The 19,686-nt window shown below is 44.1% G+C and carries 22 protein-coding genes and 1 riboswitch; of the genes, 6 read left to right on the top strand and 16 right to left on the bottom strand.

Going from position 1 to position 19,686, the window contains the following annotated elements:
* The first annotated feature begins 83 nt into the window (after positions 1 to 83).
* A complete protein-coding gene (locus tag FQV28_RS13665; protein ID WP_255472948.1) occupies positions 84 to 428 on the top strand; it encodes a PaaI family thioesterase in 345 nt (114 codons plus the stop codon).
* A gap of 92 nt (positions 429 to 520) precedes the next feature.
* On the opposite strand, the gene FQV28_RS13670 is transcribed toward FQV28_RS13665, so the two are convergent.
* Both FQV28_RS13670 and FQV28_RS13675 read right to left on the bottom strand, forming a co-directional pair.
* Positions 521 to 1,054 carry a dihydrofolate reductase family protein gene (locus tag FQV28_RS13670; RefSeq protein WP_146497052.1) on the bottom strand — a complete coding sequence of 178 codons (534 nt, stop codon included), beginning with the start codon at positions 1,052 to 1,054 and terminating at the stop codon, positions 521 to 523.
* A gap of 47 nt (positions 1,055 to 1,101) precedes the next feature.
* Positions 1,102 to 1,554 (bottom strand): NUDIX domain-containing protein, encoded by a 453-nt coding sequence (locus FQV28_RS13675; RefSeq protein ID WP_146497053.1) that lies wholly within the window; start codon positions 1,552 to 1,554, stop codon positions 1,102 to 1,104.
* A gap of 195 nt (positions 1,555 to 1,749) precedes the next feature.
* Here FQV28_RS13675 and FQV28_RS13680 point away from each other — a divergent pair, with 195 nt between their 5' ends.
* Positions 1,750 to 2,250, top strand: a complete 501-nt coding sequence (locus tag FQV28_RS13680; RefSeq protein ID WP_146497054.1) for a metallophosphoesterase family protein — start codon at positions 1,750 to 1,752, stop codon at positions 2,248 to 2,250.
* Between the two features lie 16 nt (positions 2,251 to 2,266).
* On the opposite strand, the gene FQV28_RS13685 is transcribed toward FQV28_RS13680, so the two are convergent.
* Positions 2,267 to 3,142 carry an STAS domain-containing protein gene (locus FQV28_RS13685; protein WP_146497055.1) on the bottom strand — a complete coding sequence of 292 codons (876 nt, stop codon included), beginning with the start codon at positions 3,140 to 3,142 and terminating at the stop codon, positions 2,267 to 2,269.
* 180 nt (positions 3,143 to 3,322) lie between these two features.
* Between FQV28_RS13685 and FQV28_RS13690 the strand changes: the two genes are divergently transcribed.
* Complete coding sequence (locus FQV28_RS13690) at positions 3,323 to 4,528, top strand: DUF3238 domain-containing protein (RefSeq protein ID WP_146497056.1); 1,206 nt, start codon at positions 3,323 to 3,325, stop codon at positions 4,526 to 4,528.
* Positions 4,529 to 4,583: 55 nt separating this feature from the next.
* On the opposite strand, the gene FQV28_RS13695 is transcribed toward FQV28_RS13690, so the two are convergent.
* The 4 genes from FQV28_RS13695 to FQV28_RS13710 all read right to left on the bottom strand — a co-directional run bounded on the left by FQV28_RS13695 (position 4,584) and on the right by FQV28_RS13710 (position 7,074).
* Positions 4,584 to 4,982, bottom strand: coding sequence for a thiol-disulfide oxidoreductase DCC family protein (locus FQV28_RS13695; protein ID WP_146497057.1), 399 nt, complete (start codon positions 4,980 to 4,982; stop codon positions 4,584 to 4,586).
* Between the two features lie 71 nt (positions 4,983 to 5,053).
* On the bottom strand, positions 5,054 to 5,407 hold the full coding sequence (locus FQV28_RS13700; RefSeq protein WP_146497058.1) for a nuclear transport factor 2 family protein: 354 nt from the start codon (positions 5,405 to 5,407) through the stop codon (positions 5,054 to 5,056).
* A 116-nt stretch (positions 5,408 to 5,523) separates the two neighbouring features.
* Positions 5,524 to 6,063 carry a TraR/DksA C4-type zinc finger protein gene (locus FQV28_RS13705; RefSeq protein WP_146497059.1) on the bottom strand — a complete coding sequence of 180 codons (540 nt, stop codon included), beginning with the start codon at positions 6,061 to 6,063 and terminating at the stop codon, positions 5,524 to 5,526.
* Between the two features lie 75 nt (positions 6,064 to 6,138).
* Entirely contained in the window at positions 6,139 to 7,074 is a 936-nt protein-coding gene (locus tag FQV28_RS13710) for an aminoglycoside phosphotransferase family protein (protein ID WP_146497060.1), read from the bottom strand.
* Between the two features lie 280 nt (positions 7,075 to 7,354).
* Here FQV28_RS13710 and FQV28_RS13715 point away from each other — a divergent pair, with 280 nt between their 5' ends.
* Positions 7,355 to 8,668 (top strand): cytochrome P450, encoded by a 1,314-nt coding sequence (locus FQV28_RS13715; protein ID WP_146497061.1) that lies wholly within the window; start codon positions 7,355 to 7,357, stop codon positions 8,666 to 8,668.
* A gap of 168 nt (positions 8,669 to 8,836) precedes the next feature.
* A riboswitch (PreQ1 riboswitch) is annotated at positions 8,837 to 8,884 on the top strand.
* A 96-nt stretch (positions 8,885 to 8,980) separates the two neighbouring features.
* Complete coding sequence (queF, locus tag FQV28_RS13720; protein ID WP_146497062.1) at positions 8,981 to 9,475, top strand: preQ(1) synthase; 495 nt, start codon at positions 8,981 to 8,983, stop codon at positions 9,473 to 9,475.
* 69 nt (positions 9,476 to 9,544) lie between these two features.
* Here the strand turns inward: queF and FQV28_RS13725 are convergent, their stop codons facing one another.
* The 8 genes from FQV28_RS13725 to FQV28_RS13760 all read right to left on the bottom strand — a co-directional run bounded on the left by FQV28_RS13725 (position 9,545) and on the right by FQV28_RS13760 (position 17,242).
* Complete coding sequence (locus tag FQV28_RS13725; RefSeq protein WP_255472951.1) at positions 9,545 to 10,387, bottom strand: endonuclease/exonuclease/phosphatase family protein; 843 nt, start codon at positions 10,385 to 10,387, stop codon at positions 9,545 to 9,547.
* 175 nt (positions 10,388 to 10,562) lie between these two features.
* Complete coding sequence (locus tag FQV28_RS13730; protein WP_146497063.1) at positions 10,563 to 11,330, bottom strand: MerR family transcriptional regulator; 768 nt, start codon at positions 11,328 to 11,330, stop codon at positions 10,563 to 10,565.
* A 61-nt stretch (positions 11,331 to 11,391) separates the two neighbouring features.
* Positions 11,392 to 13,131, bottom strand: coding sequence for an ABC transporter ATP-binding protein (locus tag FQV28_RS13735; protein ID WP_146497064.1), 1,740 nt, complete (start codon positions 13,129 to 13,131; stop codon positions 11,392 to 11,394).
* Between the two features lie 45 nt (positions 13,132 to 13,176).
* A complete protein-coding gene (locus FQV28_RS13740; RefSeq protein ID WP_146497065.1) occupies positions 13,177 to 13,737 on the bottom strand; it encodes a GNAT family N-acetyltransferase in 561 nt (186 codons plus the stop codon).
* Positions 13,738 to 13,754: 17 nt separating this feature from the next.
* Positions 13,755 to 14,969, bottom strand: coding sequence for an MFS transporter (locus FQV28_RS13745; protein WP_146497066.1), 1,215 nt, complete (start codon positions 14,967 to 14,969; stop codon positions 13,755 to 13,757).
* 128 nt (positions 14,970 to 15,097) lie between these two features.
* The gene (locus FQV28_RS13750) at positions 15,098 to 15,403 is read right to left on the bottom strand and encodes a DUF3817 domain-containing protein (RefSeq protein ID WP_146497067.1); all 306 of its coding nucleotides are present in this window, start codon (positions 15,401 to 15,403) and stop codon (positions 15,098 to 15,100) included.
* 143 nt (positions 15,404 to 15,546) lie between these two features.
* Positions 15,547 to 16,740, bottom strand: a complete 1,194-nt coding sequence (locus FQV28_RS13755; protein WP_146497068.1) for a class I SAM-dependent rRNA methyltransferase — start codon at positions 16,738 to 16,740, stop codon at positions 15,547 to 15,549.
* A 145-nt stretch (positions 16,741 to 16,885) separates the two neighbouring features.
* Positions 16,886 to 17,242 carry a SpoIIAA family protein gene (locus FQV28_RS13760; protein ID WP_146497069.1) on the bottom strand — a complete coding sequence of 119 codons (357 nt, stop codon included), beginning with the start codon at positions 17,240 to 17,242 and terminating at the stop codon, positions 16,886 to 16,888.
* Between the two features lie 181 nt (positions 17,243 to 17,423).
* On the opposite strand from FQV28_RS13760, the gene FQV28_RS13765 reads away from it, so the two are divergent.
* Positions 17,424 to 18,086: a GntR family transcriptional regulator gene (locus FQV28_RS13765; RefSeq protein WP_146497070.1), complete on the top strand. Its 663-nt coding sequence runs from the start codon at positions 17,424 to 17,426 to the stop codon at positions 18,084 to 18,086.
* A gap of 98 nt (positions 18,087 to 18,184) precedes the next feature.
* Here the strand turns inward: FQV28_RS13765 and brnQ are convergent, their stop codons facing one another.
* Positions 18,185 to 19,555: a branched-chain amino acid transport system II carrier protein gene (gene brnQ, locus FQV28_RS13770; RefSeq protein ID WP_146497071.1), complete on the bottom strand. Its 1,371-nt coding sequence runs from the start codon at positions 19,553 to 19,555 to the stop codon at positions 18,185 to 18,187.
* Between the last annotated feature and the right edge of the window lie 131 nt (positions 19,556 to 19,686).

Below are 19,686 nucleotides of genomic sequence, written 5' to 3' on the forward strand. Positions count from 1 at the left end.
CGAAAAATTGCATCTACTTGGCTCTTTCTTATAGTGAAAAAGGATTCTATCGAACTTTAAGCGAATAAACAAAAAGAATCGATATGCCAAAAAAAGGGAATATCTTTTTTATCCGCCAGCCATTCGATGAATTTTTGGAGATGAAGTATGAGCGGACAACCGAAAATAGCGTCAAAGTGACATTGCCGGTCAACCCCTTATTTGTCAATAGCATCGGCGTTATCCGCGGAGGCATCATTTCCGCACTTGCGGATGTTGCCCTATTCAACACAGTAGTTCCAGATACAAAGGGCAAACAAACTGTTGTAACGGTCGATTTGTCAGTGACCTTTTTAAAAGCTGCGAAATCCGATTTTTTGACAGCCGCGCATATTCGCAGTCGAAAAAGGGCGCAACCTTACTCATGCCGATTGCATGAGCCACGATGATCAAGACAATCTCATCGCCAAAGCAAAAGCTGTTCTTTTCAACAATTGAGAAGGATTCAAAAGCTTGCTGCTTTTGAATCCTTCTTTTCGTTCTATTTTTTCATTTCATAATGCAGCTGCGCGAACTGTCCAAATTGCTGAACGTTCTTTAAGTGGTATTCGATTTCAAAATCGAGTTCTTGAAACAGCGGGATGCCTTTTCCGATAAGCGTTGGCGCTATGGAGATAATAAATTCATCAATTAGCTTTTCTTTTAAGAAGCCGTGCAGGAGCTTGCCGCCGCCAATCACCCAAATGTCTTTGCCCGGCTCTTGTTTCAGCCTTTCTGCAAATGGCAAAATTTCTTCATTTGTATATTTAACTTTCTCTTTTTGCCCTTGTTCTGCAGTAGAAAAAACATAGCACTCCTTGTCAGGATAAGGGTTCTTCCCGCCTTCCGCTTCCATTACCCAGTCGTATGTGCGGCGGCCCATTACTACAGTATCAATAGTTTCTATAAACTCCCCGTATCCCGCATCGCCTTCTCCTTCAACTTTGAACAGCCACTCAAGCGAATCATCTTCTGTCGCGATATATCCATCTAGACTAATAGCGATATAACACACGATTTTGCGTTGTTTTGGCACTTTTGCCTCCTCCTTGTCTATTGATGCGGAGCATAAAGAACTTCTGTTCAATAAAACGAAGCGCCATAATGATGGATGACTTTTTTTGTATGTACGCAGATGGAAGAAGGAAGCTGGTCAAGCGCGAAAAAGTTGAATTGCAGCGAAGCGTCCGCATCTTCCAAAGGCAGTGGGGTTCGGATATCTCTGCAACAATAATTGATTGTTAGCGAATACAACTGATCTCCATTCGGCATTTCCTGGAAATACTTTTTTCCTGAAAAAATGCCGAGTAAGCTCAATTCGCCAATTTCAATTCCTGTTTCCTCTTTGACTCCACGCCTTCCCGCTTCTTCCGCTGTTTCAGTCAACTCCATAAAGCTGACAGGCAAGGACCAACTGCCGTCATCCCGTTCCTTCAGCAAGATATAGCCCCTTTTATCCAGTACAACAATTGACGTTTTGACCGCCAATAATGGTTCATTGCCGACCTTCCCTCTTAAATTCTCGATATAGCGCATATTATCCCTCCTTCCCTTTTAATATAAAGTTTCTTGTTTCAACACAACAAATTGATTATTCTGCTAATTTTATCACAACTTATTTTATTTGGCAGTAATGAACCTGTTGGCGTCGAAGAATAAAAAGAGATAGTTTTTGACATTGGCTATAATTAGTTTTACGGTTGAAGAAACCAATGGAGCGGAGGTACATACATGAAAAAAATCGTCATAGTATCAGATACCCATATTCCAATACGCGCAAAGAAATTGCCTCAAATCTTAATTGATGCATGCCAAGAGGCGGATTTCATCATCCATGCAGGAGATTGGCAGACGATGGATGTGTATTATGAGTTTGCGGCTTATGCGGAAACAGATGGCGTCACTGGTAATGTAGACCCTTGGGAAATTTCAGATCGCATCGGCAAAAGTAAAATCCTGGAATTCGGAGGTCTTCGTATTGGTGTAGTCCATGGCGATGGCATCCGCCAAACAACGGAACAGCGGGCATTTGATGCGTTTCGTGAAGAAAAAGTGGATATTATTGTATTCGGCCACTCCCATATCCCGGTCATGCGCGAAGTGGAGGGCGTCATCTTGTTCAATCCCGGCTCTCCTACCGATAAACGCACCCAACCCCAGTATTCTTTCGGCTTGTTAGAAATCGGGGATTCCTGGGAATTGAAACACGTTTTCTTCGATAAAGAAAGCTAAAAAAACTCGGGCGCCATTAAAGGCGGCCCGAGTTTTTTGGACAATTTTGCATCAATACAAAACCTAGTTGTTTTAACGCGGTTTCTAAATTGGCTTCGATTAAGACGCCTTTTAAACTAGCGGCAAAGTGAGGAACCTTTAATGCCATAAACGGCTGGATGCCTGTAATGACTGGAGCAATGCCAACTACTTTTAGAATATCGACCAGCTTTAGCAAGTATTCATCTACTGCCGTGTTGATTTGGGAGACGCCGGAAACGTCAATGACCAAATACTCCAGATCTTTTTCCCCCGCTTTTGTTAGCACGTGATCGATAATAGTTTGGGCTCGCTGTGTTGTAATTTCACCGATGACCGGCAAAATCGCCAAACCTTTTGTAACAGGGACAAGCGGCGATGAAAGCGTCTGGATTTGGTTGTTCGCTTTCTCAAGTTCTAAAACATATGTCAGCAGCGAAGACATCGTTTCAAATGTATATATATGTTCTTCTGTAAATTCGAACGGTTCGTTGTCCAATCCGCAGATTGTTCCATAAACCTCCCCGTCCTCGTAATACACAGGAATTCCAATAAAGGAGCCGTTATCGAACTGTGAAGCAATCTCCAGCGACTCCGTCATTTTGCTTTTGGAAATATCCTCAATGACCAGGGGCGCTTCCCCATAACTGATGCTAAGGCTGCAAAATGTATTTTCTAAAGGCAAAAAGCTTCCTTCTATAATCAGCTCTTTTCTGGTATTGCGGGATTTGACGATTTCATTTGTTTGACCATCATTTTTAGCAATGAATAATGTATTAATTTTTAATTGTTTGCTGAGCATTTCGAGAATATGTCCAGCTGCTTCGTCAAAATTGCGGAAGCTGCGCTTCTTTTTGTTTTCTTGTAGAGACATCGGTATATTCCTCCTACTGCAATTCGCCCATGAACGTTTGACTGTATTTCTTTAAACATACTATTCGTTTTTGGCTTTTGCAAACAGCGCATGTTTTTTAGCATGGAACTTTTCACCGGGAAGGTTCGCCCGATTTAAGAAAGGGTATAGCATATTAACCCACTTTGGAGGTGATAGCAGTTGTTACCGAACTCCCTTGAAATTGATTTATTGCAGCAATCGGATACCGTCATTGATTTTACTTGGTCCTATACCGGTGATACATGCCGCGTAACCCGCGATGAAGAAGTTATCTATACTGGAACGCAAAATTCCCTGAAAGATGAGAATTTGCAGCGCGGTGAATTGTATACGTATACCATTGAACGGCTGGATGATGAAGGCAAAGCGGTCGAAAAGATTAAAATGCAGACAGGCACCGAGAACCACGTCGAAAATTTCGTCAACCGCCTGCAGCAAATCGCCTTAACGACCATTTTATCCAAGTCGAAGATTGTACTAGCTTGGGGTGCTATTGAGGGCATCGGGCAGTTTGAAATTTACCGCGACGGCGAGCTTATTGATACCGTTGATAAGAATCAGTTCACAGACCGCAATGCCGAAATGGATCAGCCCTATACGTATTGGATCCGCGGCAAACGGCCGCTGGAGAAGTCCGAAGAAAGTTTTAAAACTGAAAAGTCTGCCGTTGCGAGAGTCTTCGGATTGGTCAACACAAAATCTTCTCAGGAAAAAGCCGCAGAAGAAGAGTTCTGGATAACGAAGAAAGTAGGAAGCCGTGACCGGATGCTTGCCGAAAAAGAGCTGGCTAAAACTGAGTTGCAATACCCGGTTTGGCACTTCCGCTATACAACTTTCTTGCCGCAGGAGTTTTTGCCGAGCCCCAACCCACTGTCCCCCAACCGCTACTTTTCGGGAGACGGCCGCAGCTTCGATCCGGAGTCTAAACATTACCGTACACAAGTGAATTTTTCACTCGAGCTGACTGAAGGCGGCGCTGTGCTCGAGTATGAAAAAGATGTGGGTACCAGCATCGCTTATGACTGGCGTAAAAAATTCCGGAAAGCAGATGTCGCATCATCAGAAGGCATTGTATTGGAAAAAGTGAAAGAAGATCCACATAAAGTATCGCTTTCGCTGAAGCACAGTGTTGGAAATCCGCTCACCACTTCACCTAATATCGATTATGAAATTTCGGCGACTTTCTACCGGGATGGCTATTATGATATTATCGGCATCCATGATCAGGCACCTAATCATGAAGTGTATTTACGAACAAGCAAAGACACTGAATGGGAACAAATCCATGAGGCGGAAAGCAAGGGGCTCGCCTGGATGTCAGACGCCATCGCCAGCCAGTATTGGCGAATCTCTACATTCGACTGATAAAATGGAACATAAAAAACAATCCGAAACGCATCACCTGTTTCGGATTGTTTTTTTACTTGTCCAAAAATCTTTTGCGGATATGCGGAGGCGGCAACATGCAGCTATTGAGTTTGCCGAATACTTTGTAGCGGTTTCTGGCAAACGTATCATAAGCGCCATCCCTTACAAAGCGCGGCACTGATTTCAGATAGAAAGCCAGCTTCCACAATCCGGTCAAGTGATGTGAAATTCTTAAAGCACCTTCTGACTTGATGTATGCCTGGCCGTTCTCAATCAATACTAGGCTGTCAACATCGTCCGGAATTTGGTGTTCTTTTCTAAGTTCTCTTCCGACATCACTTTGCAGGGATGCAAAATGGTAATAACCTGCGGGATCGTGTTTTATGATGAACTGGACACTTGAGTCACAGAAGTTGCAATCTCCGTCAAACAGCACAATGGCATGTTCCATTTTTTCTCCTCCTCCAAATTTAACTTATTATTATTTATAAATAACCTATTTAAAGAACGTTAAAACACTGCTCATTCAGAATTTGCCCCTGTCCCTTGATGAAAAAACAGTTTCCAGCCTTCGGGACGCTTTTTCCAGACTGAACTGCGGAGCGACTTTTTCCCAGTTGTTCTATTATAGATATGGTATGTTGTCAGCACCGCTTCCGGTCCAAGTTCATGCATAATGAAATCTGTAATATCCATGAGGTCTGGCGTTAAGGAGTGATCTTCTTTGTAATCCGACCGCCTCCATATCCGGCCAGAACTTCCAAACTCATAAAACTCTTCATCAAGTACACCTTTCAGCTTTTGCTGCGAAACCCGAACATCCGGCTGCAAGTGGCTCTGTTCTAAAGCATATATCTCTTTTTCCAATTTGCTCATTTTACTTCTCCCCATTTCCCGGGAAATATCCTTCCCTTACTAGAGGGTTCGACAGCCAGATCTCCAATTCCTTTCTCCATAAAAATCCCTTGGCTATTAAAAGCCAAGGGCAAGAATCAATCTTTGCTTTTATCCTCATAAAAATCTTCCATGTCTTCGTCGTCCCCAGGTTGATCTTGAGGTCCATCAGACGAACCGTATTCTTCAACATCTTGGAAGTTATCCGTGAAATCTTCTAACCGGTCGTCTTCTTGCTTTACTGGGTTTGAAGTAAAACCTGTTAACACATCTTCTTCCGGCGGGCGGCTCGTCAAGTCCGGCTCTTGGTCCGCATGGTCGATGCACGTTAAAGCTGTTGGCATCGCTTCAAGCCGCTCAAAAGGAATTTCTTTTCCGCATTCCGTGCACTTCCCATATGTTCCAGCTTCGATTGCTGCCAATGCCGCTTTAGTATCATCAAGCTCTTCTTCCTTGAACTGGGTAAGCGCCATCCCCCGTTCCATATCGAATAAATCCGTTCCAGCATCGCCTGGGTGGTTATCGTAATTGGAAAGTTCGGTCGTATCAAATTCTTCTTTATGCTGAACGCGTCTTTCAAGTGATTTCAATTGATCGGTCAATTGATCTTTTAATTGGTTTAGTTGCTCATCTGTCATTGTGATTCCTCCTTAAAAACTCGCTTGTTTTGTATATTGCCTAATTTAAAGAAGTCAAACCTGGCTACTCCGCACTTAAAAGTCATCAAAACGGTCAAGCAAGTTCAGCAAATAATCGTCCAAACGATGCTGGACCAATTCATCTGACAGGCCTGACATACTAAACTCAACCCAGCCGGCATATACAGACGGCGGCCCGTCAAGTGTGTCTATCAATGAAAGCAAATCCCAATACGGATGATAGCTATACGATTCTCCCGCACAGCGCTGATAAGCCTCTAAAAACCGGTCAGCTACCGACACGCCATAAAGCTGCGCCAAGTTGACGCGGCAATGGCCTACATCAACGCCGATCGGCCCCAGACACGCATTGACCCAGTCCACCACACCGCTCACTTTTCCGCCCTCCCATAAAACGTTGGACGGATGGTAATCCCTATGGATGAAAGAGAATTTTGTTTGCGGACGAATGCCAGCTACTATATAAAAAGCACGCATCCAGTCATTTGGCACTTTTGACCATAATGGCTTTTCCAGCGTTAAAGCATCATTATAGGAAAAGTGTTCAAACGGAAAGTTCTCTCCATTCGTTTGATGAATCTTTGCAAGTGCTAAAGCTAACCCATCAATCCATTGGTTCTCATCTGTCGGGCGCAATACCACAGCGCCTCTTATTTTAGTCATTAAGGTTGCCGGCAACCCGCACCTTTCCCCCGTTTCATCGTAAGCAATCAGATTGGGAACAGTGACGCCGCTTTGCCTCATATACCGCAAGCTTTCAGCTTCATGCCAAGCCAAATCCGGTTCTTGCCCAAGCCATTCTTTGTTTGAAAACAAGCGCAAAACGTAGCTGGACAGTTCCCCATTACGGCAAACCGTAAGCTCCCGCAACGTCGAAGATGTCCCGCCGGCAAGAGGCTGGACATGGCGTATTTCAGCTCCTTCCCCAATCGACTCCATAACCCAAGTCAAAATTCCTCCGGGTAATGCACTCGGCCCAATACTCACCATCTATTCTGCCCCTTTCCTTTTTAATCGCTTTTAAATAAAGAACTTCAAAAAACCCGCCATACAAAAGACAGGTTTAAACAATAAACACTTCTGATCGGTATGTAAACCCATACCCTGCTCACGCAATGTGTACTCCTTTTCGCAGTATATGCCCGCTCTTAAGAATGCGTTTACCAATATTTCGAAGGGGTATGTTTAGAGGAAGAAACTTTTGATTTCCATCTATCTGGATGGTGCTATAACAAGAAGATAGCTCACCAAGAAAAAGGAGTTGAAGTTGATGCAAGTGAAACGCCCTATTCCAAGAACAAAAGAGTTTGACAGCACTATGTCCCTCGTGAAAGAAGGATTTGATTTTATTCCGCGCCGCCGGCAAGCACTTGGCTCGGATATTTTCACAACACGATTTATGGGGCAAAAAGCGGTTTGCATCGCGGGAGAAGAAGCTGCAGCGCTCTTTTACGACCCTAAATACTTTAAACGCAAAGGCGCTTTGCCAAAGCCCTTGAAGAAAACCTTGCTCGGTGAAGGCGGCATCCATGAACAAGACGGAGAAGAACATCATCACCGAAAGTTAATGTTTTTATCGATGATGACCCCTGAGCGGCTGGAAGATATTAAACGGATGGTCATTGAAGAGCTGGATGCAAAAGTTTCAGAATGGCAAACCAAGAAACAAGTACGGCTATTTGATGAAGTGGAAGAAATTTTGGCTCGGGCCATCTGCCATTGGGCAGGCTTGCCATTAAAAGAAAGTGAGGTAAAACAGCGAACCCAAGAACTCTCGGCAATGGTCGATTCTTTTGGCGGTTCTCCTAAAAGGTTCAAGGAAGGTGCTGTAGCCCGGCAAAGCCAAGAAAAATGGCTTGAAGGAATCATCAAAGACATTCGCTCCGGCATTTATAATCCCCCTTCTTACACTGCGGCTTATATTGTGGCACATCATAAAGGGACCGACGGAAAATATTTGCCCCTCCATACAGCTGCCGTGGAGCTTAATAACGCTTACCGCCCGATGCAAGCCACCGCTTATTTGATTGCCTTTGGGGCACTCGCCCTTCACGAATATCCGGAGACCCGTGCAAAACTGCAAGCTGGACAAAACAACTACAGCCGAATGTTTGCGCAAGAAGTCCGTCGCTTTTATCCGTTCACTCCAGCCATGGGAGCAAAAGTAAAACGGGATTTCGTTTGGCACGGTTACCACTTCAAGAAAAATATGATGGTAATACTGGATATTTTCGGGACCAATCGCCATCCTGATAGTTGGACAAACGCTGATGAATTTATTCCTGAGCGCTTCCACGATTGGAAAGGCAGCCCGTTCGCCTTTGTTCAGCAAGGAGGCGGCGACCATTATATGGGCCACCGCTGTGCGGGCGAGTGGATGACCGTCATGATCATGCAGGCTTTCTTCAAGTACTTGACTGAAAACATCAGCTACACCGTTCCGGAACAAGATTTACGATATGATATGAGGCGCATGCCGACGCTGCCGAAAAGCAGATTCATCATCAGCAATGTTAAGAAAGTTCAACCATCACCGGAAAATATCATTCTTTATCAGCAAAGTCAGGCAGCAGTAACACTATAGATACAACCGCAAAGCCGTTCCCGCTTCCTTTTCTCCCTCTCAACAGAAGGTTGACGATCGTGAAGCGCTCTGCGACAATTCTTCCTTAAAATTCAATCAATCAAAACCCGAATTGACAGGAAATCCAAAGTCTTATAGTATGGGTTAGTAAAACCAAATAACCCGGTTCCGGGAGAGGTTCATAGCATTTCACCCTCTATAAAAAACTATGGATTGTTGAAACTCAGCCAAATCCACATGCGATTCGGCTTTTTCTTTTGTCCATTTTTTATAGGCTGCTCTCAAACCGGCATTTTTAAGGAGGCCTTTCCAATGGCAGGAAGAAACGAAGACACACTAGACCACTTATCACTTCTCGGCAATCAAAACACCAAATATAAATTCGAATACGATCCAGATATTCTCGAACCGATTGACAATTTGCACACACGGGATTATTTCGTGAAATTCAATTGCCCAGAATTCACTTCACTGTGCCCGCAAACCGGACAGCCGGATTTTGCGACCATTTACTTGAGCTTTATCCCGGACAAAAAACTGGTGGAAAGCAAATCGTTGAAGCTGTATTTGTTCAGCTTCCGCAACCACGGCGATTTTCATGAAGACGTCGTCAACATCATCATGAATGATTTAATCAAATTGATGGATCCCCGCTACATCGAGGTATGGGGCAAATTCACACCGCGCGGCGGCTTGTCGATCGATCCTTATACCAACTACGGTAAACCAGGGACAAAATACGAAGAAATGGCTTCTTATCGTATGATGAACCACGATATGTATCCGGAAACCATTACGAACCGTTAATCTTCTTGAGACAGACCATAAAAAGCCGGAAGCATTACGCTTCCGGCTTTTTCCGTATACTATAAACCTTTATGCTTTTTGAAGTTCGGCTGCTGTCGGCTGTTCTGAAGGCTTTTTGGTTTTCATGACGATCAAATCAGCAAGAATCGGAAGGTGGTCGGAGACAGCCGTGTCCATAACCGCTGTTTGGGCAACCTCAAATTCGCCATCCATGAAAATATAATCGATGCGCGTTACCGGTTTTAATAGTTCACCGGCAGCTTCATTTTTATAAGAAGCGGGATACGTATAAGCATCCCCTCTTTTCATTTTTAAGAAGACATCTGAAAACTCTTTTTTCATTTTCTTCATTTCCGCATGATCCGGTGCAGCGTTGAAATCCCCAGCAATGATCCGAGGAAAGCGGTCATTGCCTGCTATGTTGAGAAGTTCTTTTATACTGACTTCCAGTTCTTCATCCTTAAAAGCTAAATGTGTATTAAAAACGCTAATATGAGATCCTTTTACTTCAATGACCGCTTCAAGGACGCCGCGTTGTTCATTGTGCCCAATTGGAGTAATCACTTGGCGCAAAAGATGATTTTCCACATACTTGATCGGGTATTTGCTTAAAATCGCATTCCCATACTGCGGTCTTGGCATCTCAGGCATCTCCGGCTCCAAATCCAGCGTTGCCCCAAAAGCCGCATGCATCCCCAATCGTTTGCTAAGCCAATCCACTTGATCCATAAAAGAACTACGTGCTGAAAAATGGCGGTCTACTTCCTGCAAGGCTACAATGCCGGCACAGGAATCTTCAATCACTGAAGCCGTTTTCTCCAAATCTACCGTACCATCCATTCCCAATCCATGAGCGATATTGAACGACATTACCTTGACAGAAACGATTGGAGCCATGTTCTTCTCAGTCACTATAATCCTCTCCCTTTCAAATAAAACAAATCATAGGCTAGAGTGCTATAGCTTCAATTATAGCAAAGAATCCATTAAAATGTATTCACTTTATGTAAATTTTATGAAGATTTCATTAATATTATCCCGAAAAGAAACTGGGTCTAATTAATTAGACCCAGTTTCTTTTACAATTTTAAAATTGTTTACTGCCTGTGTAGATAGAAATCGCATCTCTAAGAAATTGGGCGGTTCCCGGTTGCTCCTTGTCGTAATAAGCGCTGAACCGCTCATCATCTACGTACATTTGTGCAAGGCCAGCATGTGCTTCTTTACTGTAGTTTGGCCAAGTGAACATCAGCCATCGTTTGTGGAGCCCAGCCGCCTTTTGAGCGGCGGTGCTTTTGGGATCGCCTGTTTTGAACGCTTCCGCAAGTACAGCTCGAAACTCTTCTTCCAGGCTCATAAATTCTGCGTACCGCGCTTCCGACATATTCAGCATTTTGGCATTTGATGCATCTACCATATCATTGCCGTATTTCTCCCGGATTTCTTCTCCATACTGTTTTTCGTTGTTCTCAATCAGCTTTTGTTTAAAACCTTCAAATTTTTTGCTGTCAGCCATTTGACTCTTCCCTTCTGTTGCGGAAATGGTATTTTCCACATTATTGATCAAGAGGTCCAGTTGCCTGCGTTTGGCAAGGAGTTGTTCCCGATGCTGTTTCAAAGCTGCAGCACCATCGAACAAAGGATCGTTGACTATTTTCTTGATATGATCCAAATCCAAGCCAAGCTCTCGGTAAAAAAGTATCTGCTGCAGCTTATCCACCTCGTTTTTTCCGTAGATGCGGTATCCAGATGGATTTTTTCTGGCCGGCTTCAAAATGCCGATTTCATCATAATATCGAAGTGTCCGAGTGCTGATTCCCGCCAGTTTCCCCATCTTTTGAACAGTATATTCCATCCCTTCACCTCCTGATAGCTCCACTCTACACCTTTACGCAACGTCAAGGTCAAGCCGAATTTCACGTTAATTGCTGTTCCGCAAATTCACGGTAAAGAGGATGGGTTTCCGCCAATTTCAAGTGGGTCCCGATGCCGGTCACCCGCCCTTTCTCAATAAAGACGATTTTATCTGCATCGACAATGGTAGATAATCGGTGGGCGATGACTAACGTAGTGCGGCCTTCCATAAGGCGGCTCAGCGCTTGCTGGACAATTCCTTCTGACTGGCTGTCTAGGCTAGCGGTCGCTTCATCCATCATAAGGATTTTCGGGTCTCGCAAAAAAGCCCGGGCAATCGCAATACGCTGGCGTTGTCCGCCAGACAACTTAACGCCCCTCTCGCCCACTTCTGTATCCAACCCAGCGGGAAAATCACGGATAAATGCCTCTGCATATGCCATGCCAGCTACTTTCCATAATTTTTCATCGGATATGTTATTGGCGTTTGGCAAGCCATAAACCAGATTCTCGCGTATCGAGCCGCCCATCATTGCGCTTTCCTGAGAAACATAACCGATTTGGCTGCGCCAAGACGGCAGCGACAAATTGTTGATTGGAATGCCGCCTATCATGATTTCTCCGGACAAGGGTTCATAAAAACGTTCGACCAGTCCAAAAATTGTTGTTTTCCCGCTTCCGCTCGGGCCTGCAAAAGCAATCATTTCACCAGGCTGCGCCTTGAATGACACGTCTTGCAAAACCGGTTCTCCCATTTCATAAGCGAAACTGACATTCGACACCTGCAGAGTTTTATGGGCTATGTCCAATTCAAGCCCTTGCTCTTCTTCCTCCTGCGTCAAATCTAAAATGCCAATGATGCGTCCGGTCGCCCCTTTCGCTTTTTGAAGTTCTGTAAAAAACAAAGCGAATGTAGTGACAGGCATGATGATTTGAAATAAATACAATAAAAAGGCGACAAGCGAACCTGTCGACATCGTACCTTCAGCTACACGGATGCCCCCATAACCGATAATCACAACAATGACGACCATCACTACTGTATACATGAGCGGAGCAATAAGCGCATAAATTTTTGCCTCTTTCAACCCGAGTGAAAAAAGTTTCTGAATACCCTTCAAGCCTCTGTCTTCTTCCACACCTTCAGCTGTCGATGATTTCATCAAACGGATTTCGCCCATCGTTTGCTGGACATGCCCCGTGAAGACAGCTGTCTCGTCTTGTAAATTACGTGAAATTTTAGCCATGCGGCGGCCAAGGGGAATCATCGCCGCTACTGTTACCGGCACTGCCAAAAGCATGATCAATGTCATTTTCCAGTCAAGAACGAGCAGAATTATAACGGCGCCAATAATTGAAACGATGCCGTTGATAAACTGTGGGAAGTGGTCTGTGATCAAGTTGCGGACAATCCCTGTATCGTTGACGATTCGGCTGACCGTTTCTCCGCTTGATTGCTGGTCAAAATAAGGGACGCGGAGCCGAATCAATTTTACCCACATCCGCTCGCGTAGCCCAGCAACCACTTTTTGTCCGACCATGCTAAGCAAGTAAATGGATAGCCCGCTGATAACAGCTTGCAAGATAAAAGCTGCGGCAAGGCCACCGATTAGCATGGGGCTAAGGGAATCGACAGAAAAACCATCCACTAAATTCTTAGTCAACAACGGCACTAAAAGTCCGACAAGTGTTGTGACCAAGCTTGCCGCTAAGCCGGCAATCAGAGCCCATTTAGGAATCTTCAAAGATAAAAGCAAAGAAATGAATGGTTTTAACGCTGTTTTTTCTTGCGGTTGCTCCATAATCAAAACTCCTATCCTTTAGATAAAGTTTTTCAACAGCTTACATCAGGTGATTTTTGCGTAGATGCAAGTATCGGTCAACCGCTTGCCGTCAACAGACAGCTCATCGTTGCGCAAAATGCCTTCAAGCACAAATCCTAGCTTTTCCGGGATGGCCCGGCTTCTGCTATTTTTTGCATCGCACCTGATCTCTACGCGCCTGCACAAAAAGCCTTCAATTGCCAAGCGGTTCAATGCTTCCACCGCTTCCACCATATAACCGGATCCGCTCCATTTCGTATCGATCCAATAGCCGATTTCCATTTTCGGAATTTCCCATTCAATATCGTGGAAGCCTGTCGTGCCGATAAAATCACCAGTGTTCCTGTGAAAAATGAGATAACGCAAGTTCTCCCGCTTTAAAAATTGAATATGGGCCTCCAGCAAATTAATTTCAGTTTCTTCAGGGGTTGGCAAAGTTTGCACAAATGGCAGCCATGGTTTTAATTCATCAAGAGAAGAGCGTATTGCGGCATTTACTTTCTCTCCATCGCCAGGCAGCGGCATCCGAAGAAGCAGCCGCTCCGTTTGGATTTCCTTCGGTATTTCAGGCAATCCGGTCTCCATTTTTTCACCTCTTCCCTTTAATGTGCTGCATTGATTTTTTTATCTTTTGGCAGTCCCAGCCCGACCAACCCAATAATCGGCAAGAACGAGACGACAACCATCGTTTCGTAGACGCCAATCGTGTCCATCAGCATACCGATGACGACACCGCCGATTGCGCCCATGCCAAAAGCCAAGCCAACAGTCAGCCCGGACATCGTCCCAATTTTGCTTGGCACCAGTTCTTGCGCATATACGACTGTCACAGAGAAGCTGAGCATGATGAAAAAGCCGATGAGCACGAGTAAAACTATAACAGCATACAGCGGTATGTAAGGCAGTATGGCTGCAAGCGGTATCGGCACCAAAAGCGACAGCACGATAACGTTTTTCCGGCCGACTCTGTCCGCTAGAGGACCGCCAAAGAAGGTTCCGGCAGCGCCGACGGCCAAAAACAAGAAGATGTACAATTGTCCTTGCTGAATCGTCAACCCGTAGGTTTCCATCAAATGGAAAATGTAAAAACTGGTCATGTTCGTTACATAAAACGAACGAGCGAAAATAATGATCAACAACAATCCAAGGGCCACTCCCACTTGTTTTCTGGTCATTTCCGGCAGTGAAGAAAGAATTGGTTTTTTCTGTTTTTGCAGTTTTTCCTGCGCTAGCCGTTCCTTGTACCAAAAAGAAATCCGCATCAAAATAAAAATGCCGATAGCTGCCACGATTAAAAACAGTGCCGCGCCACTCTGTCCTAGCGGCACAAGGATAAACGCGCTGATCAGCGGAGCGAGGGCTTGGCCAGAGTTCCCTCCGACTTGATAAATCGACTGGGACAATCCCCGTTTTGACTCTGCGGCCATGAATGATACACGCGACCCTTCAGGATGGAAAATGGCAGATCCAAAACCAAGAAACATTACCGCTACAAGAATCATCCAATATTCAGGAGCGAACGCCAGTCCCGCTATCCCAAGAAACGAACTTGTCATGCCGATCGGCAAGGCGTAAGGCATCGGCTTCCGGTCGCTGATATAGCCAACAACCGGCTGCAGGACGGACGCTACCATGTTTAACGCAAATGCAATGAGCCCCAATTGCGTATACGTCAACCCAAGGTCGGTTTCTAAAATTGGGAACATCGCCGGGATGACCGCCTGCAGGGAATCGTTTAGCAAATGGCACGCGCCTATTGCAAACATGACCGGATAAACCGGGTTTCCCGCTGCGGGAGAAGAAACTGCTTTTGCCATGACAATGCCTCCAATAACTAAAGTTTTATGGAATGCTTCCATTATAGAACAGTTCCTGCTGATCAGAAATCCTTTGGCCTATTTTACCCCAAGCAAAAAACACTTGCGGAAGCGAATCCACAAGTGTTTTAAGCGGCTTGAGCCTTTTTCCAATTTTTCAGCCGGCTATCCAGAACGAAATTGCCAAATGGGATAAACGCCACCGCAACTGCGCCAACCGCAAAACGGATCGGCCATTTCACCACGAAAGTTGCATAGACAATTACTAGACAATAAAGTGTAAACAATCCACCGTGAATCGCTCCTACCACACTCACCACTTCCGGCAAATCAAAACCGTATTTAAGCGGCATTGCGATAAACAATAAAACCAATAACGAAGTGCCTTCCAAAAAACCCATTACCCGAAATTGCTCTAGTGCATTTTTAAACATTCAATTCCCCTCACAATCTACTTTCCATTATAAAAGCGGGGAATCTGGCCTGTACAGTTTTCCTGCAGCAAGTTTGCTAATAAAATTCCCTTGCCTTCAACGTTTCGCCATAGTTTGCCAATAAATGCGCTAGTGGAACGGATCTACTGCAATCTAACGAACAATACTTTCAAATAGTCGCCTTCTTTGAACTCCTTTTGCACACGGAAATCACTTGGCAATGTAAACTCTTCCACAATGCTGTATTTCTTCCCAAGTTCTTTGAATGCTTTATCGATAAATCCTTTGAACTTTTTCATGCCAAAAGAAGCACTATTTGTCGAAGCGACAATGACACCATTGTCTTCGGTAATCTCGATTGCTTCTTTCATCAGGTTCGTATAGTCTTTTGCTGTGCTGAACGTATATTTTTTTGAACGCGCAAAGCTTGGCGGATCAAGGATGACCAAATCGAATTTCAATTCTTTGCGCTTTGCATAATTAAAATAGTTGAAGACATCCATGACGAGAATGTCATGGCTCTCATAGTCGATTCCATTGACACTGAACTGCTCGATGGTTTTGCTTGAGCTGCGTTTTGCCAAATCGACGCTTGTCGTTTTTGCAGCTCCGCCTATTGCTGCAGCAACTGAAAACGCACCCGTATACGAAAAGGTGTTCAACACCGTTTTGCCTTTCGCGTACTTTTCTTTTATTTTACCGCGTACATCGCGCTGATCGAGGAAAATTCCGGTCATTGCGCCATCGTTCAAATATACGGCGTAATTGACGTTGTTTTCCTTTACGATCAGTGGAAAATCCCCGCGCTCGCCCGCCACGAAATCATCTTCTTCAATATATTGCCCTTTTAGATCAAAACGCTTTTTCTGGTATATGCCTTTGAATTCCACAAGGTTTTTAAGAGCTGCAACAACTTCCGCTTTAAACGTATAAACCCCTTCACTGTACCAGCTAAGGAGATAATAGCCAGCGAAATAGTCAATCGTCAATCCGCCGAATCCATCGCCTTCTCCATTAAATACCCGAAAAGCTGTCGTGGCTGCATTGTCAAAAAATGACTGCCGCTTCACAAATGCAGCTGCCAGTTTTTCCTGGATAAAGCTTTGATCGATCATGTCATGTTCACTGCGCGTCAGCACCCAGCCGTATCCCTTGTTTTGCTTGCCGCAGTAGCCTTTGGCGATAAAACGCCCCTGCTTATCCGTCAACCGCACAATAGCGCCTTCCGCCCTAATGGATTCTATGTTTTCCACTGATTCCTTCGTGATTAGCGGGTAGCCTTTAACAAAGTTCGCTTTAAATTTGTCATTCACTTTTAACGAAATTTCCGGTTTCATCATTCTCATCCTATCTGTAGATCCGATTAATCTTATAATCAGTGTAATACAAAGTGCTCTTCTTTTATACCGATTGCTTTTATAGGTTATCGCTGAAGGCTTTTTTCCATAAAAAAGCGTTTTGCATTTCTGCAAAACGCCTTTTTTATGCTTTGATCCATTCCCAGGCTTCTTCCATCTCATTCAATGGAAAATGCTTAGTTTTGACACTCGGCAAATAGCCGCTCGCATCCGTTAGCCCTTTTAGCCCTTTGCTGTCGCTCACCACCACCATTTTTGCGTATTGGCTCCATCGCTTCACGTCAATTTTTACTTCTTCAGCTGCAGCTTTGAAAGACGCTCCATCAAAATCATAAATGACTGCATAAACATTGAATTCCCCGTCTTCTGCAAATTTTTCCTGAATTACTTTATCTAGTTTTTCCATATCTTCTTTTTTGACTTTGCCGTTCACCTCAACTGCAATCGTACGAGTATCCTTGCTTGGAACTAATGTCAACATGCGTATACTCCTTTCAACTTGGATTCTTACCTTTCTTCTTCCCTATCCTTACAGCTTCAAACAAGCATACATTTCACTATTCTTACATGAAGCTGCAGTATATTGCATAAACAATCTTTTGGAATAATGAAAATTGGTGTATACTGGATGTAGTTTATAAAAGAAGAAAGGGGAAACTGCAATGCCGGTCCCAGTAAATCACCCGAAACCTGTACGTGTTACTGCAAAAGAAAGTGCATACCTGCAATTACAGCAATGGATTATAGATGGCACGCTGCAACCCGATGAGAAATTGGTAGATACCGACCTAGCACAGGCTTTGAGCTTAAGCAGAACCCCTATTCGCGAGGCTCTCCAGCTTCTTGAAGCACAAGGTTTTGTTGAAATGTTTCCAGGCAAGACGACACGTGTGACAAAAGTCCATAAAGAAGATATTGTCCACCTTCTCCCTCCGGTAGCTGTACTTCAAGCATTGGCAGCGGAACTGGCAATCCCTAATATGGACAGTCAATCGATTGACATGTTAAAAGAAACCAATCGACGATTCGTTCAGGCGATAAAAGCAAACGACAACTTCTGTGCGCTTAAGATTGACGAAGAGTTCCATCAGTTGATTGTAAACGCTGCACAAAATCCTTACGTGCATACTATGCTTGACCACTTGCAGTCACATGTTAGAAGACAATTTTTCCATAATTCACTGATTCTGACCGCCGGTTCGTATGATACACATAAAAAAATCATTCGCGCTCTTGAAGAAAAAGATGCCGAAGAAGTTTCGCGTTTGATGAAAGCGAATTGGATCCGAACAATTGACGAACTAACAGCGCCAGCAAATGCTTAACCAATAGAAAAAAGCTGTTCTAAAAGCTCTTATGCTTTTAGGACAGCTTTTTATTTTGAAGCCAAGCTGATTTTTCAACCTGACCTTTTTAAATGGAATTACATTTCGTTTTGTGCAGCCCGTGTACGCGTACTTTTTCCAAGATTCGCGATAACACCTGTAACAGCAATTACGATAAGGACTGGGAGGAACCAGCCAAGCCCACTATTGTAGAACGGAAGCACAGACGCATAAAAGTCGATGATTGCCTGCAACCAAGCAGGGTTTGCAACTCCTAATAAAGCAGTCAATGTTTTCAATCCATCAATGAGGCTGATCAGGAAAGTCACTGCGATAACCGAGACATAAACGAGACGGTGATGCTTGAACAATGGCGATAAAAATGCCAGTATGATCAACGCAATCGCCAATGGATACAACAGCATCAAAACTGGGATGGAATACGTGATGATGTTAGACAATCCAGCATTTGCGACAATCAAAGAAAATAGTGTGAAAATCACGACATAAACTTTATAACTAATGCGCGGGGTAAGTTTGTTGAAAAACTCAGATGTTGCCACCGTTAATCCGATAGCTGTTGTCAAACAAGCTAACGTTATAATGATTGCAAGCAACACTGCCCCGAAAGTTCCAAAATAATAAGACGAAGCTTCACTTAACACCGGCCCGCCTGTATCGAACAAACCGAACACACCTGTACTAGTTGCTCCCAGATAGGCGATTCCGACATACACTAAAGCCAGCAAGCCTACCGCCACAACTCCGCTCTTCATAGTTGCCGATAGGATGCCTTGCGGGGACTTGATGCCCATTTTGCGGACAGTTGAAATGACAATAATTCCAAACACCAATGAAGCAAGTGCATCCATTGTGTTGTATCCTTCGGTGAAACCCTTTAAAAACGCTCCGCTTGAGTACATTTCCTGTGGAGCTTCCATTCCACCTAACGGCTTCAAAATAACCATTACCAACAACAACAGTAATGCCAATAAGATTGCAGGTGATAGGAATTTCCCAATGTTGTCGACCATTTTAGATGGGTTTAGCGAAAGCCAAAGTGAAATTCCGAAAAAAACAAGCGAGAAGATAAATAGACCTGTCGTCATGGAAGCCCCGCCAACAAATGGTGCAATTCCAATATCGTAAGCGACGGCACCTGTTCTTGGAAGCGCAAAAAACGGGCCTATTGTCAAATAAAGCACGGCTGTAAAGATTAATCCAAACATAGGATGAACCCGTCCAGCAAGATCTTGCAAATCATCGCTCTTTGAATAGCCGATCGCCAAAATTCCAAGCAATGGCAAGCCAGCTCCTGTAACTAGAAATCCTGCTACCGCTACCCACACATTTGTTCCTGCATATTGTCCAAGCTGCGCTGGAAAAATTAAATTGCCTGCTCCAAAAAATAAAGCAAACAACATCATTCCTACTACAGCATAAGATTTAAAGGATAATTTTGTATCCATCTTGCCCTTTCCCCTTCCTGTACCTGCACAATGTTCCAATAAATAATTTGAACATTATGATTTCACTATAACTGATTTTTCCACGAATTAAGGTATGCAATATATCACAAATGTAATCATACATTATTTCA

The sequence above is a fragment of the Planomicrobium sp. CPCC 101079 genome, assembly GCF_007859275.1.
GTDB lineage: Bacteria > Bacillota > Bacilli > Bacillales_A > Planococcaceae > Planococcus.